Source organism: Sphingobium sp. CECT 9361, assembly GCF_918741285.1.
Taxonomy (GTDB): Bacteria; Pseudomonadota; Alphaproteobacteria; order Sphingomonadales; family Sphingomonadaceae; genus Sphingobium.
This window is the reverse complement of record NZ_CAKKNC010000013.1, coordinates 12,187-26,607: the sequence shown is the minus strand read 5'-3', so window position 1 is coordinate 26,607 and position 14,421 is coordinate 12,187. Positions and strand designations below refer to the sequence as shown.

General features: G+C 59.8%; 15 protein-coding genes and 2 tRNA genes. 8 read left to right on the top strand and 9 right to left on the bottom strand.

Translation table 11 applies throughout. From position 1 onward, the window contains the following. Positions 1-122: 122 nt before the first annotated feature. The 4 genes from LQ220_RS16610 (at position 123) to LQ220_RS16595 (ending at position 1,634) form a co-directional block, all read left to right on the top strand. Positions 123-296, top strand: coding sequence for a hypothetical protein (locus tag LQ220_RS16610; protein WP_230189250.1), 174 nt, complete (start codon positions 123-125; stop codon positions 294-296). Continuing rightward, on the top strand, positions 289-624 hold the full coding sequence (locus LQ220_RS16605) for a cell division protein ZapA (protein ID WP_230189249.1): 336 nt from the start codon (positions 289-291) through the stop codon (positions 622-624). Before LQ220_RS16610 ends, LQ220_RS16605 begins: the two co-directional genes overlap by 8 nt. 207 nt (positions 625-831) lie before the next feature. Beyond that, positions 832-1,401 carry a 5-formyltetrahydrofolate cyclo-ligase gene (locus LQ220_RS16600; RefSeq protein ID WP_230189248.1) on the top strand — a complete coding sequence of 190 codons (570 nt, stop codon included), beginning with the start codon at positions 832-834 and terminating at the stop codon, positions 1,399-1,401. After that, complete coding sequence (locus LQ220_RS16595) at positions 1,398-1,634, top strand: DUF2842 domain-containing protein (RefSeq protein WP_230189247.1); 237 nt, start codon at positions 1,398-1,400, stop codon at positions 1,632-1,634. The genes LQ220_RS16600 and LQ220_RS16595 overlap by 4 nt, the downstream gene beginning before the upstream one ends. 76 nt (positions 1,635-1,710) lie before the next feature. Here the strand turns inward: LQ220_RS16595 and LQ220_RS16590 are convergent. After that, a tRNA-Asp gene (locus LQ220_RS16590) sits at positions 1,711-1,787 on the bottom strand. Positions 1,788-1,830: 43 nt separating this feature from the next. Further along, the gene (locus LQ220_RS16585) at positions 1,831-2,991 is read right to left on the bottom strand and encodes an AI-2E family transporter (RefSeq protein ID WP_230189246.1); all 1,161 of its coding nucleotides are present in this window, start codon (positions 2,989-2,991) and stop codon (positions 1,831-1,833) included. Between the two features lie 134 nt (positions 2,992-3,125). Between LQ220_RS16585 and LQ220_RS16580 the strand changes: the two genes are divergently transcribed. Beyond that, the gene (locus tag LQ220_RS16580) at positions 3,126-3,593 is read left to right on the top strand and encodes a hypothetical protein (protein WP_230189245.1); all 468 of its coding nucleotides are present in this window, start codon (positions 3,126-3,128) and stop codon (positions 3,591-3,593) included. A 56-nt stretch (positions 3,594-3,649) separates the two neighbouring features. After that, entirely contained in the window at positions 3,650-4,429 is a 780-nt protein-coding gene (locus LQ220_RS16575) for an SDR family oxidoreductase (RefSeq protein ID WP_230189244.1), read from the top strand. Between the two features lie 3 nt (positions 4,430-4,432). On the opposite strand, the gene LQ220_RS16570 is transcribed toward LQ220_RS16575, so the two are convergent. The 4 genes from LQ220_RS16570 to thyA all read right to left on the bottom strand — a co-directional run bounded on the left by LQ220_RS16570 (position 4,433) and on the right by thyA (position 9,077). Continuing rightward, the gene (locus tag LQ220_RS16570; protein ID WP_230189243.1) at positions 4,433-5,719 is read right to left on the bottom strand and encodes a dihydrolipoamide acetyltransferase family protein; all 1,287 of its coding nucleotides are present in this window, start codon (positions 5,717-5,719) and stop codon (positions 4,433-4,435) included. A 6-nt stretch (positions 5,720-5,725) separates the two neighbouring features. After that, positions 5,726-6,730: an alpha-ketoacid dehydrogenase subunit beta gene (locus LQ220_RS16565; RefSeq protein ID WP_230189358.1), complete on the bottom strand. Its 1,005-nt coding sequence runs from the start codon at positions 6,728-6,730 to the stop codon at positions 5,726-5,728. Between the two features lie 38 nt (positions 6,731-6,768). Further along, positions 6,769-8,043 carry a 3-methyl-2-oxobutanoate dehydrogenase (2-methylpropanoyl-transferring) subunit alpha gene (locus LQ220_RS16560; protein WP_230189242.1) on the bottom strand — a complete coding sequence of 425 codons (1,275 nt, stop codon included), beginning with the start codon at positions 8,041-8,043 and terminating at the stop codon, positions 6,769-6,771. 101 nt (positions 8,044-8,144) lie between these two features. Continuing rightward, the gene (thyA, locus tag LQ220_RS16555) at positions 8,145-9,077 is read right to left on the bottom strand and encodes a thymidylate synthase (protein WP_290369056.1); all 933 of its coding nucleotides are present in this window, start codon (positions 9,075-9,077) and stop codon (positions 8,145-8,147) included. Between the two features lie 90 nt (positions 9,078-9,167). On the opposite strand from thyA, the gene LQ220_RS16550 reads away from it, so the two are divergent. Together LQ220_RS16550 and LQ220_RS16545 are read left to right on the top strand one after the other, a co-directional pair. Next, a complete protein-coding gene (locus LQ220_RS16550; protein WP_230189241.1) occupies positions 9,168-9,575 on the top strand; it encodes a JAB domain-containing protein in 408 nt (135 codons plus the stop codon). A gap of 116 nt (positions 9,576-9,691) precedes the next feature. Beyond that, a tRNA-Pro gene (locus LQ220_RS16545) sits at positions 9,692-9,768 on the top strand. A gap of 62 nt (positions 9,769-9,830) precedes the next feature. Here LQ220_RS16545 and glgX read toward each other — a convergent pair. Genes glgX through glgC form a run of 3 tightly spaced genes read right to left on the bottom strand, consistent with a single transcriptional unit; the run spans position 9,831 to position 14,403 of the window. Then, positions 9,831-11,705: a glycogen debranching protein GlgX gene (gene glgX / locus LQ220_RS16540; protein WP_230189240.1), complete on the bottom strand. Its 1,875-nt coding sequence runs from the start codon at positions 11,703-11,705 to the stop codon at positions 9,831-9,833. After that, positions 11,702-13,135, bottom strand: a complete 1,434-nt coding sequence (gene glgA, locus LQ220_RS16535; RefSeq protein ID WP_230189239.1) for a glycogen synthase GlgA — start codon at positions 13,133-13,135, stop codon at positions 11,702-11,704. Before glgA ends, glgX begins: the two co-directional genes overlap by 4 nt. Further along, positions 13,132-14,403 carry a glucose-1-phosphate adenylyltransferase gene (gene glgC / locus LQ220_RS16530; RefSeq protein WP_230189238.1) on the bottom strand — a complete coding sequence of 424 codons (1,272 nt, stop codon included), beginning with the start codon at positions 14,401-14,403 and terminating at the stop codon, positions 13,132-13,134. The genes glgA and glgC overlap by 4 nt, the downstream gene beginning before the upstream one ends. Between the last annotated feature and the right edge of the window lie 18 nt (positions 14,404-14,421).

Below are 14,421 nucleotides of genomic sequence, written 5' to 3'. Positions count from 1 at the left end.
AGGCCGCGACAGGACATAGCGCCCGATAACCGGCATGAGCTTTATGCTGCATCGCACAGTGATATCAGCACTTTCGCTCGGGGCGCTCTTGCTGCTATGTATGTTTCATGTCGAGTGATCGCATGATGCAGGCCATCGGCCGAATGGAGCGCGCACTGTCCCAGATCGAGCGGACAGTGGAGCAGCGGGCCGATGCAGCGTCGAAATCCCCCCCGGTCAATCATGCCGAAGCGACTGCCGCGCTACGATCGCTGGATGTCCTCATCGCCGAATTGAAGGCAGCATCCCATGGCTGAAGTCACCGTGAGCATTGGCGGGCGGCAATATGCCATTCATTGCCGTGATGGCGAGGAAGTGCACCTCGATGCGCTGGCCGGTTTGGTGGACGCGAAGGCTTATGTGGCACGACAATCGACGCCGGGTCTCACCGAAGTACGGCAATTGCTTTTCGCCGCGCTGTTTCTGGCCGATGAAATCAACGATCTGAAACGCGAACTGGCCGGTCGGCAAGGTAGCCTCGCGCTGCCGGAAAACGACGATAGTGCTGCGGTTATGATTGAAAGCCTGGCGGGGCGCCTCGAAAGCCTCGCGGAAAGGCTTGCCCCTGCCCCGGCGGCACCCTAGATACATTGGTGGCGGGCACTGCCTGGTACGAGCTTTAGCGAACATCCCTGAGGCGATAATCACATCCAAGGGGGCTGTCCCTGACCGGGCCTCGGCCCGACTTACATGGTCCCCACCTGACGTTGAGGCGTCAGAGGATATTCCAGCAAACGGCCGAGGCGGTCCCGCCACCCTTCCACGGCCCAGACGCGACGGGACAATTTTCCATTGAGCGACAAGCAGATTTTGCGCGACGAGGCACGGAATCGACGCCGTGCCTTCGTAGCTGGCCTAGACCCCCTCGCCCATCGGCTGGCGTTCAAGGTGCTTCCATCGCCCTTGGCCGACCGGATCGGCGCCCGCGATACGATCGCACTATACGTCGCGATGGATGACGAAGCGCCGGCGCAGAGGCTGGCGCACGCATTGATCGCCCGCGGCAAGACAGTCGCTTTGCCTCGCGCGCTCGACCGGCTCGGCAGTATGGAGTTTTGCCGCTGGACGCCTGAGGATGCTTTGGTGTCCGGGCCATTTGGCACCAGTCATCCGGCACCCGGCAGCCAAATAGTGGCGCCTGATGCGATCATTGCACCTTTACTGGCGTTCGATCTGGCCATGGGGCGGCTTGGTCAGGGCGGCGGATATTATGACCGTGCCTTTGCGCGCCATCCCGATTCCTTGCGGATTGGAATCGCTTGGTCCGTACAACAATTGGCGCATGTTCCGATGGACCCGTGGGATCTCCCGCTGGACGCGGTATTGACGGAAACCAGCTTCATCGAAGGGGCGCAGGCATGAACAGCTATCCGACACCGCCGCAACCAAGCTGGCGCAAGCCGGTCGGCATGTTGCTCATCCTTGGCATAATCACCGTCTGGGCGGTCATCGTGGGTAGCTGTTCGCCGTGGATCGGGCAGCTGCCCATGATCGCGCAGATCCCGATCTATGTCGTTGCGGGAATCGTCTGGATATTACCGCTCAAGCCGCTGCTCGCATGGATGGAAACCGGTCGTTTTCGCTGGCGCGCGTAGCGCGTTCACGATCAACAAAAAGGTAAGTTATACCAAGTGGAACGCGGTGCCATTTTCACCTGATTTACAGGGAAAATGGCGCGAGTGACGGGACTTGAACCCGCGACCTCCGGCGTGACAGGCCGGCGCTCTAACCAACTGAGCTACACCCGCGTTCGGTGTGGAGGGGGCCAACTATAAGAGCGGGCCTGACCTGTCAACCGTCCTGCGCATCCTCTTTTAGATTATCGTGATTTTCATGGCGTGGAGTTGCCGTCAGCGTGCCAGCTTCGAACAGGAAACCAGCAATATCGGGCTTTCCAGCCGCAGCGGCGACAGTCTGAATTATGATCAGCAACGGCACCGCCAACAGCGCGCCAGGCGTGCCCCACACCCATCCCCAGAAGCTGAGCGATACGAGAATCAGCAGCGGGTTCATCGTGAGGCGGCGGCCAAGCACCAGCGGCGTAATGACGTTCGCTTCAACCAGATGAAAACCGATCTGAATTGCGGCCGGGAGCAATGCGATCCACACGTCGTTGAAGACCATCAGGCCGCCCAGAGCGAGCAGCACGGCGGCAAGGATCGGTCCGAAATAGGGCACGAAGTTGAGCAGCGCGACGATACCGCCCCACATTAACGGCGATGGCATCCCCACCAGATAGAGCGAAAGAGCTACTGCGGCCCCGAGGCTCAAGTTGATCGTCGCGATGGTGAGCACATAAGCCGATGTCGAATCGACAACGTTCTGGATCACGCGCGCAATCGCCAACGCGCCGTCATAGCTATCGCGGCTACTGATGGTTTTCTTGCGCAGCTTGGTCCAGCCCGCCAGAAAGAAGTAGATCGCCAGCAAAGCGAAAAATGTCTGGATAAGCGCTGACGGCGCCGACGTCGCCGCAAATTGAAGCAGCGACCGGGGCGCGGCAAATGCAGCGGTCTGCGCTGCTGCGACGGGCCCGGTGGCGAGCATCTGCACCGTTTCATCAAGAAATTTTTCGAGTTGAGAGTAAATGTCGATCACGGGGGCCAGATTGGATTGAATCTGCCCGATGCGTGACGGCAGGATGCCAAACCAATCCGTTGCCGGGACGACGATCAGCACGAGCGCCGTATTCGCGACGATCAGGAACACGATCACCGCGATCAGTGCGGCCAGAGCGGATGGAAAACGACGCCGTTCCATCCATTCGAGCAAGGGCACCAGCGCAATGGCGATCACCAGCGCGGCTGTCAGCGGGAGAAAGAACTCCGCCCCTGCCCGAAGCGCGAAAGGGATCGCCAGCATCAGGCCGACGCCGGCGATCAGCGCCAGCGAAGCAAGTAGGCGATCCCGCCTGCGGTCGATTTCCGCCCTGTCATTCGGTTTTTGGGACACAACGGCTCCGGCAATATGGCTTTGTTCTCTATGCACTACACCATGTCCGCCTCCAATGCGCGCAATCAGCATTAACCATATTTTTGGAAGCCGCTTGCTACACCCATGCCTGCCATCAAAAATGCAAGGTCCTCATGCTCCGGTTCGCTGCCTTTTCCGTCATCGCTTCGCTCGCCGCCGGTCCCGCCTTTGCAGGAAAACCCGCTGTCACGCTGGCCGCGCAGACATTCGTCGAGAAAGTGACGACCGACGTAAACGGCAATGCGCGGCGGGTGCTTGCGGCTCCGGGTCAGATCAGTAGAGGCGACCGACTCGTGTTCGTGGTACGCTATCGCAACAACAGTGCCGCGCCAGTCGACGGCTTTGCCGTTACCAATCCCATACCGGCGTCTTTGCGCGTAGATCCCAACCATCCCGACATGCAGGTGTCGATAGACAATGGCCGCAATTGGGGCCGATTGACGGGGATGACAGTCGCAACGCCCCTGGGCGGCGTTCGCCGTGCGACAGCCGATGACGTCACGCATGTCCGCTGGACCGTGCCGCAAGCCATCCGTCCCGGCGACGAAGGCCGCATCAGCTATCGTGCAACCGTACGGTAGCTTTCCCGACCGGACAAAACCCCCTATGACGCAGCTTCGCGGATAGGGGAACGCACATGCTGCCTTACGCACTTGTTACCGGTGCCTCTGCCGGACTAGGCACGTTGTTCGCCGAAGCCCTGGCAGCAGAAGGACGCCCGCTGGTTATCGTCGCGCGGCGTAGAGACAGGCTGGACGCCATCGCGGCAGATTTGCGATCCCGATTCGGAACCCAGGTGCTGCCGATTGCTCTCGATCTGGCTGCTGCCGATGCGCCTGAAATGCTGTTTGCCCAACTGGAGCAGCAGGGCATCGTCATCGACACTTTAATCAATAATGCCGGTTTCGGGGCGCGCGGGGCATTTGCCGAGCTTGATCTGACTGTGCATTCAGAGATGGTCGACCTCAATTGCCGGACTTTGATGGCCCTGTGCCATCGCGCTTTGCCCGCCATGATCGCGCAGAAGAATGGTGCGATCCTCAACCTGGCTTCGGTCGCCGGATTTTTACCCGGACCGTATATGAGCACCTATTACGCGACGAAGGCGTTCGTGCTCAGCCTGTCCCAGGCGCTGCACGAAGAGGTGAAGGACAAAGGCGTTCGTGTGAGCGCGCTGTGCCCCGGCCCGACCGATACCGAATTTGCCGCCGTTGCCGGACTGACCAACAGTCGCCTCTTCCAGATGAACGTATCCACCGCCAAAGACGTCGTGCGTGACGGCATGGCAGCACTGCGTGACAACAAAGCCGTCGCCGTGGCCGGCCTGTCGAACAAGCTGATGGTCGCCGGACTTCGCTTCATTCCCAGAGGCTTAGCGCGCGGCATGGCCGCGCGATTGCAAAAGGGCCGCGGCTGACCCCTAGTTATCGAATAGCAGCACCGGCGTTTCGAGCAGCTTGCGTAGCGCCTGCACGTAACTGGCCGCATCCCAGCCATCGACGACGCGATGATCGCAACTGATCGACAGGTTCATCAGCTTCGCTGCGACGATTTCACCATCGCGGATGACAGGACGTTCGATCACGCGATTGGGACCGATAATCGCGACTTCGGGGCGATTGATGACCGGCGTGGTCGCAATGCCGCCCAGCGGGCCAAGCGAAGTCAGGGTTAGCGTCGATCCGGAGAGTTCCTCCGACTTGGCCTTGCCACTGCGCGCAGCGTCCGACAGGCGACGGATTTCGCTCGCCAACTGCCATACATTGCGGTCCTGCGCGTCACGGATGACAGGGACCATCAGGCCCGCATCGGTCTGCGTCGCCATGCCGAGATGGACCGACCCATGCCGCGTCACGATCCCCGCCTCGTCGTCATAACGCGCGTTGATCATCGGGAAATCGGGGATAGCCTTGCACACGGCCACGATGATGAGCGGCAAAAGCGTCAGCTTAGGGCGGTCGCCGCGATTGGCGTTAAGGTCCGCACGCATCGCTTCCAGCAAGGTGACGTCGATTTCCTCGACATAAGTGAAATGCGGGATGTTGCGCTTGGATGCCGCCATATTCTCGGCAATCCGGCGGCGCATCCCGATAACCTTGATGGGCTCATCCGGACGCTTGCGTGAGGCACCGGCAGGACGGTAGCCATCACCCTGCCCATAGAGCAGAAACGCATCGAGATCGCTGTGGCGGATGCGGTCAGCCGTGGTGCGGACCTGCGACAGATCGACGCCCAGTTCCTTGGCGCGTGTGCGCACGGCGGGCGACGCGAGGACAGTCACAGCCTTGTCTTCTGGCATGACGTGCTCCTGCGTAAGCAGGAGCCCCGGGTTCGAGGGTTCAACTTTGTCGCTCTGTACCCCTGCTTCCGTAGGAGCACTGTCTTCGCCCGCTGGGGCAACTTCCTCAACGCCGGGATTCTCAGCCTCGACGATCTCCTCCGACGGCGTTTCAATCTCGACCTCACCTTCAGTCTCGATCACCACCAGCATCGCACCGATGGACACCTGATCCCCCGGTTCGCCCGCCAGTTCAACCACCGTGCCAGCCACCGGCGATTCCAGTTCGACCGTCGCCTTGTCCGTCATCATGTCGGCAAGACCCTGATCTTCCTCGACCCGGTCGCCCACCGCCACATGCCATGCAACGATCTCTGCTTCGGAAATGCCTTCGCCAATGTCGGGAAGCGTGAATGTGAAACGTGCCATGGCCCGTTAGTCCTTCATGATCTTGTTGATGGCATCGCGAATGCGGATCGGTCCGGGGAAATAAGCCCACTCCAGACTGTGCGGATAAGGCGTGTCGAAACCGGTGACCCGTTCGATCGGTGCTTCGAGGTAATAGAAGCACCGCTCCTGCACCAAGGCCGAAAGCTCCGCGCCAAAGCCACTGGTGCGCGTTGCTTCATGCACGATCAGGCAATGGCCGGTTTTCTTTACCGAGGCTTCAATCGCTTCGATATCCAGCGGTACGAGCGTACGCAGATCGATGATTTCCGCGTCGATGCCCATTTCCTCGACCGTGCTGGCAACCACATGCACCATAGTGCCGTAGCACAGGATCGTCAGCGCCTCGCCAGCGCGGGCAATCCGCGCCTTGCCCAACGGAATCTTGTAATAGCCTTCCGGCACCTGCGCGTCGGGATGCCCGCCCCAGTTGCGCGAGGGACGATCATAATGTCCATCGAACGGACCGTTATAGATGCGCTTGGGTTCGAAGAAGATCGTCGGATCATTATCCTCGATCGCTGCGATCAGCAGTCCCTTGGCGTCATAAGGCGTTGCGGGAATGACTGTCTTGATGCCCGACACATGGGTAAAGATACCTTCGGGGGACTGACTATGCGTCTGGCCGCCAAAAATGCCCCCGCCAAAGGGGGAGCGAACCGTCATCGGCGCGATAAATTCGCCTGCCGAACGATAGCGCAGGCGTGCAGCCTCCGACACCAACTGGTCGAGCGCCGGGTAAATATAGTCCGCGAACTGTATCTCAGGCACCGGACGCAGACCATAGGCGCCCATGCCCACCGCAACGCCGATGATGCCGCATTCGGTGATCGGCGTATCGAACACCCGGTTCTTGCCATATTTCTTCTGAAGGCCCGCCGTCGCGCGGAACACCCCGCCGAAAAAGCCGACATCCTCGCCCATCACGACGACATCAGGATCGCGATCCATCATCACGTCGAGCGCGCTGTTGATCGCCTGGATCATGTTCATCTGCGTGGCGTCGGCCACGGTTTCGGTGATGACCTCGCTCACAGTCCAGCCGCCTTTTTCTCGCCCAGCGCCATGTCGAGCTGTTCCTTCAGATGCCATGGCATGTCTTCGAACACGTCCTCGAACATCGTTTCGAAAGGCTGGTGCATGCCGTGACCGAGAATACCGTTCTTTTCCGCTTCGCGCGCCGCGTCCTTCACAATGGATGCTAACTCCAGATCCATCGCAGCCTGGCGTTCTTCGTCCCAGATCCCCAGCCCGATGACATGCGCCTTCAGCCGTGCAATCGGATCGCCCAGCGGCCAGGCACTGCCTTCGTCGGCGGAACGGTATTGGCCGGGATCGTCGGACGTGCTGTGTCCTTCAGCACGGTAGGTGAAATGTTCGATCAGCGTCGGCCCTGCGTTGCTGCGCGCGCGATCCGCTGCCCAGCGGGTGGCGGCATAGACGGCCAGCGCATCATTGCCATCCACGCGCAGGCTGGCGATGCCATAGCCTACGCCGCGCGCGGCGAAGGTGGTGTTCTCACCACCCGCAAATCCTGAGAAGCTGCTGATAGCCCACTGATTATTCACGATATTCAAGATGACGGGCGCGCGATACACGCTGGCAAACGTGCATGCCGAATGGAAGTCGCCTTCCGCGGTCGATCCCTCACCACACCACGTCGCGGCAATGCGCGTGTCACCCCGTGCCGCACTCGCCATCGCCCAGCCAACCGCTTGCGGCCATTGCGTGGTCAAATTGCCGGAAATCGAAAAGAAGCCCGCATCGCGCACCGAATACATGATCGGCAACTGCCTGCCCTTCATGCGGTCGGCGCGATTCGAGTAGATCTGGTTCATCATGTCGACCAGCGACCAGTCGCGGGCGATCAACAGCCCCTGCTGACGATAGCTGGGGAAACACATGTCGTCGCTGGCCAGCGCGTGCGCAGCAGCTACGGCCACGGCCTCTTCGCCCGTGCACTTCATATAAAAGCTGGTTTTGCCCTGCCGCTGCGCGCGGAACATGCGCTCGTCGAAGGCGCGGGTCAGCGCCATCGAGCGCAGGATCTTCAGCGCCACATCCGGGCTGAGATTGGGGTTCCACGGTCCTACAGCGCGCGCCTCGTCGTCCAGCACCCTGACCAGTCCATAGGCAAGATCACGCATCGATCCTGCTGCGGCGGTTTCGTCGGGCCGGGGCGTCACACCGGCGGCCGGAACGTCGATATCGCTAAAGTCTGCGACGTCGCCCGGCCGAAACTTCGGCTCTGGAACGTGCAGCGTCAATGGCGGCATGTTACGCTGATTGTCGCGGTGATCGGTCATCGCTGCTCCACGCGCCATTCTATTGCGGCGCAACATTGTTGCTCTATGACGCTATAATATTACGACCTGCAAAAAAGGCAAGTGTTCCTGACCTAAAATTTCTAGACGGCAACCGGAGCCGACAGGGCCGCCTGAGGGGCATAATCGGACACGCCAAAGTCCTCGATTTTATAGTCAAATATGTTTTTCGCGTGTCGACTTATTGTGAGTTTGGGTGCGCCTGTCGGCTTGCGGGCCAGTTGCGCTTCGACAAGGTCTGCGTGGTTGAGGTACAAGTGCACGTCGCCTCCCGACCAAACCACCTCGCCGGGTTCAAGGTCGGTTTGTTGCGCCAGCATCCGCGTCAACATCGACAAGCCAAAGATGTTGAACGCAAAGCCCAACCCCAAATCGCAACTGCGCTGAAACAGCAGGCCTGACAGCTTCCCATTTGCGACATGGAATTGATAGGTCATGTGGCATGGCGGCAACGCCATGTTAGGCACTTCCGCCACGTTCCAGCCGGTAAACAGAAGGCGGCGTGAACCGGGCGTGTTGCGAATCGAATCTACCAGTTCCGCTATCTGATTATGGCCCCGCTCTGCCCGCCGAAACATATTGTCGCCCGCAGGCTCATAGAGCGGCCAGTTCGTCCACTGCGCACCATAGACTGGCCCCAGATCGCCCCATTGCGCGGCAAAAGCGTCATCTGCGATGATACGCGCTTCGAAAGAGTCGCGATCGATATCCTCGCCGGTCGCCTTACGATAGCTGTCGAGCGGCCAGTCGGTCCAGATATGCACTCCCTGCTCAACCAGCGAACGGATGTTGGTATCGCCGGTCAGGAACCAGAGCATTTCCCGCGCCGCTACCTTCCAGTACACGCGCTTCGTCGTCAGCAAGGGAATGGCGTTATCGGCCAGGCTGAACCGCATGGTCGCACCGAAAACAGATCGCGTACCCACCCCCGTCCGATCGACACGCTCATCGCCCTGCGTCCAGATATGGCGCATCAAGTCGAGATATTGTTGTTCGTAATGCGGCGTATCGGACAAGGGCGTGCTTTCGAATCTGCGTATGCCGCATGTCTAACGCACCGGCGGCGCGTATCCAACCGAACACACCGTTCATCTTACTGATCCATAATGGATGTGTTACCTCTGGCGAATGCGCTGCAGTGGCTGCACCGTCCTGGAATGCGATATAATGGCAAGCCAATCCGGCCTAAACACAGGACCGATACCGTCGAAACGGCGATTATCTTGTTGCTGGACGCCAAGGGCCATACTCTGGACCGGCTCGAATATGCGGGCGGGACCGATCAGTTGCGCTTGCCGTGGCGGGACATCGTTCTGCAGGCGCTTATAGCAGATTGTCGCGGCGCCGTGCTGATGCACAACCATCCATCGGGCGATCCCAACCCCAGCGACGCGGATATTCAGGTAACGCGTATGCTATGTCGGATGCTGCGGATGCTCGAAATGAAACTGCTCGATCACATTATCGTGACCACGGAAACAAGCTTCAGCTTCCGCGAGAATGGCCTCCTGTAAAACTGCGGTTCGCACGTCGGAAAAAAGGCATCACGGGCGCTTGCCACAGGGGCTACCCACAACTATAGACCGCCGCCTGCCTTGTCGGGATCGCTTCGTCGCGGTTCCGCATCGGTCGGGGAATAGCTCAGCCTGGTAGAGCACTGTCTTCGGGAGGCAGGGGCCGGAGGTTCGAATCCTCTTTCCCCGACCACTTATTCGCTTCGAAAGATGCATGACCCCTGCGCCGTATGGCGCGGGGGTTTTTGTTGGTGGTCAGGTTGTGATTTCAACGCTTCGTGGACCCACCGAAACCGGGCACCCGTCGATCTGGAAATGCACAGATTGCGCACTGCGATTGAGGCCGACGAACGGGCCATCGGGAAGCAGCTTGAATGCCAGCATATCTCCCTGAGCAGCCTCCCAGTCCGCGACGGTCATCCGGTCGCCATCGGGGCGTAGCCAGGCGATATCATTGTCCTTCAATACATGCGTACTGCGTAACGCCGAAGAAGCGGCACGAACCGCAGCCAGAATGACGCTGTGCGCTTCGATCTCGCGGTCACGGCCTTCCCAGTCGATCCATGTAATCTCGTTGTCCTGCGCATAGGCGTTGTTATTGCCCTGTTGCGTGCGGCCAAATTCGTCCCCCGCCGTGAGCATGATCGTACCGCGCGAAAGAAAAAGGGTCGACAGAAGCGCCTTGATATCGCGACGCCGCGCCGCGTCGATATCGGGATCTTCGCTCCGGCCTTCGACCCCATTATTCCAACTTAGGTTTTCGCCGTGCCCGTCACGGTTATCTTCTCCATTGGCGTGATTGTGCCGCTGTTCATAGGCAGTCAGGTCGGCAAGGCTGAACCCGTCATGGGCGGCAAGAAAGTTGACGGTGCGTGTATCCTTGTTCGGGAAAACATCGGTCGATCCAGCGATCCGAGTCGCAAGCCCTCCCAACATATGTGGATCGCCGCGCCAGAACCGCCGTAGGTCGTCACGGTATCGGTCGTTCCATTCCAGCCAATTTTCGCCGAAGCAGCCAAGTTGATAGCCACCCGGACCAATGTCCCACGGCTCGGCAATCATGATGCGATCGGCGAGGATCGGATCAGCCGCAATTTCCTGCAAAAGCGGTGCCGCCGGGTCGAATCCATCCGGTAATCGCCCCAATGCAGGGGCAAGGTCGAAGCGGAATCCGTCGATGCCTGCATAGCGAACGAAATACCGCATCGAATCGCAGATCAGGCGGCGGCTGACAGGATGATTGCAGTCGATGGCATTACCTGTGCCAGTATCGTTAATCAGCGCGCCATCGTCCGCATGGCGAAGATAGCTGCGCGCATCCAAACCACGCAATGAAAGCGTTGGCCCGAGTACGTCACTCTCCCCGTCATGGTTATAGACCATATCCATGATGACGCCGATGCCGACATCGTGCAGCGCTCTGGTGACCGCACGCAGATCGTCCATGCCGCCCGGCGCCAGACGCGGATCGAGCGCGAAATAGCTCACCGGGTTATATCCCCACGCATTGGTGAGGCCCAATGGCGGGAGATGCCGTTCGTCTATCCATGCGTTGATAGGCATAAGTTCGACAGCGCCCACATGCAGGCGCTGTAGATGCGCGATGACCGCGGGGTGCATCAGCGCCCGCAACGTCCCGCGCTGATCGGCAGGAATGTCCGGGTTCAGCATAGTGAAAGCCCGCACCTGCAATTCATAAATCAGTCCGCCGTGTGCAAATTCTGGAGCTTTGGCCAGGACGACGGGCGGCGCTGTTTCAACGATCCCTTTAGGCATCAACGGCGCGGTATCCCCGCTCACCCCCTTCCTTTCGGCAAGCATCGGGTGATAGGCAAATGGCCGGTCGATCCGCGTGGCATAGGGATCGAGCAGCAGCTTGTCCGGATCGAACCACAGCCCTGCATCCGGATCGTACGGACCCTCTGCACGCAGTCCGTAATGCGTCCCCGCTCCCACACCTGGCGTGAACAAGGAGAACACCCGACCATGGCGCGCCATTGGAAGACGCGCGATTTCGCGATCTTGATCGAAAAGGCATAGCGACAGTGTATCGGCGGACGACCAGACCGAAAAACGGGTTCCGCCCTCCTCGACCTGCGGGCCTAAAGCAGGGAGGTCCGCTGGCGTCACGGCATCAACGATTTGTACAAGGCAGCGTACCGCGCAGCGCTTTTATTCCACGAGAAGTCTGCCGCCATGCCTGCGCGCTGCATCGATGCCCAGCTTGGCTTGTCGGCGTATAGAATCACAGCGCGTTCTATTGCGCGTTTCAAGCCTACAGGACCGGGCGGTGCGAACTGTATCCCGGTCGCCACCCCTGCGCCCAACGCAGCCTCATTGGCGTCGATCACGGTATCGGCCAGCCCACCGACACGCGCGACAACAGGAACGCAGCCATAGCGCAGCGCATATAGCTGGGTCAGTCCGCACGGTTCGAAACGCGAAGGAATGAGGATCGCATCGCCGCCTGCCTGCATCACATGCGATAGCGGTTCGTCATAGCCGATGTGGACGCCAACGCGCCCACGATAGCGTTCCGCCGCCGCCAGAAAGGCGCCCTCAAGCGGATGATCGCCCGATCCCAGCACTGCCAGCTTACCGCCCAATGCCACCAGATGATCCAGCGCATCGACGAGCATATCCATGCCCTTTTGCCAAGTCAGCCTGCTGACGACGATGAACAGCGGGCTGTCATCCTTATCCAGCCCGAAACTGCGTTCGATATGCCGTCGATTGGCGGAACGACCGGAAAGGGCACGGCTGGAAAAGGACTTAACCAACAGCGGATCGGTCGCAGGAGTCCATGCAGCGGTGTCGATCCCGTTCAATATGCCGTGCAGCCGATCACCCCGCCCCACCAGCAGACCGTCCAGACCCATGCCGTCAGCGGTCGACCGGATTTCCTGCGCATAAGTGGGGCTGACGGTTGTGATCGCATCGGCAGAAACCAGCCCGGCTTTCAGGAACCCCGTGCCGCCATAATATTCGACACCATCCATTCCCCAAGCTTCCGGGGGCAGGCCCAGTGCGTCGAATATCGCAGCATCGAATCGCCCCTGAAACGCCAGGTTGTGGATCGTGACGACCTTCGGCACGGCATGGGCAGCACCGAAGCGCATATACGCCAGCGTCATCGCGGCCTGCCAGTCGTGCGCGTGAACGACATCAGGGAGCCAGCCTTTCAGCAAGCCCGCAGCGATGTCCGCCCCCGCGCGGGATAAGGCCGCAAAGCGCCGCCAGTTATCCGGCCAGCCATTGCCCGCCATATCGTCATAGGGTCCACCGGCGCGACCGAAAAAAGGCGGGCAATCCAGAATGATGAGATCCAGATCTCCCACCTTGGCTGAGATGAGCGTTGCCGCCTCACCGAAGAGCGAGTCATAGTGATGCAGCTTCTTGCCTTTGCCAATCCTTGCCATCACAGATGGATAACCGGGGATCAGTGTGCGCGTTGCCACGTCTTCCTTCGCCAATGCCAGGGGCAACGCCCCGACGACATCGGCGAGGCCACCCGTTTTGATGAGCGGGAATATCTCGGACGCGACGGATAACAGTTTCATGCGGTCAGGCTATCGGGCAATCGGTCGATCATCGTCTGCGTTATCAGGCACACGCCCTTGTCCGTACGGCGGAACCACTTCGCATCATGGTCGGGATGCTCACCTACAATCAGTTTAGGAGGAATGCGGACACCCGAATCAAGTACGCATTTGTGCAATCGTGCGCCACGGCCGATTTCGCAATTGGGCAAGATGATGCTCTCCGTAACTGACGAAAAACTATGCGTCCTCACCCCGCTGAACAACAGGCTGCGGTGGAGCGACGATCCCGAAACGATGCATCCTCCCGCGATCAGGGAAGAAGTGGCGGAACCGCGTCGCCCATCTTCGTCATGCACGAATTTGGCCGGGGCTGTCACCTCTGCATGGGTCCATAATGGCCAGTGTGTGTCGTAGATGTCCAAGGGAGGAACGACGTCGGTAAGGTCAATGTTCGCCTGCCAATAGGCGTCGATGGTTCCCACGTCACGCCAATAGGCTTCCGTTTCGCTTTCGGCGCGGACGCAACTGTTAGCGAACCGATGCGCGACAGCTTTGCCGTGCTTCACCATATAGGGGATGATATCCCCACCGAAATCGCGCGAGCTGTCGGGTGTCGCCGCGTCTCGACGCAATTGCTCGGCCAATATCTTGGTCCGAAAAACATAGATGCCCATGGATGCCAAAGCCCGATCCGGTTGGCCCGGTATGCTGGGCGGGTCGGCTGGCTTTTCGACGAAATCGATGATTGTGTCGTGCCCATCGACGTGCATCACCCCGAAGCCGAAAGCTTCCATCCGCGGCACTTCCAAACACCCAACGGTCACATCGGCTCCGCTGTCGACATGCTGCTGCAACATCAACTCATAGTCCATCTTGTAGATATGATCGCCCGCCAGCAGGACCATATATTCCGGCGCATAGGCTTCGATAATGTCGAGGTTCTGAAACACAGCGTCGGCGGTGCCTTCATACCACTGATGTTCGGACACGCGCTGACTGGCGGGGAGAATATCGAAACTCTCATTACGCTCGGTGCGGAAGAAATTCCACCCGCGCTGGAGATGCCGGATCAGCGAGTGCGCCTTATACTGAGTGGCCACGCCGATCCGCCGAATGCCACTGTTAAGGGCGTTGGATAGGGCGAAATCGATGATCCGAACCTTGCCGCCGAAATGCACGGCGGGCTTCGCGCGAATATCGGTCAGTTCACCCAGCCGACTGCCGCGCCCCCCCGCCAGCACATAGGCCATGGCATCGCGGGAAATCGGCTGATGTCTCCTCTGCATGGGTCTCTCCTGTATTCT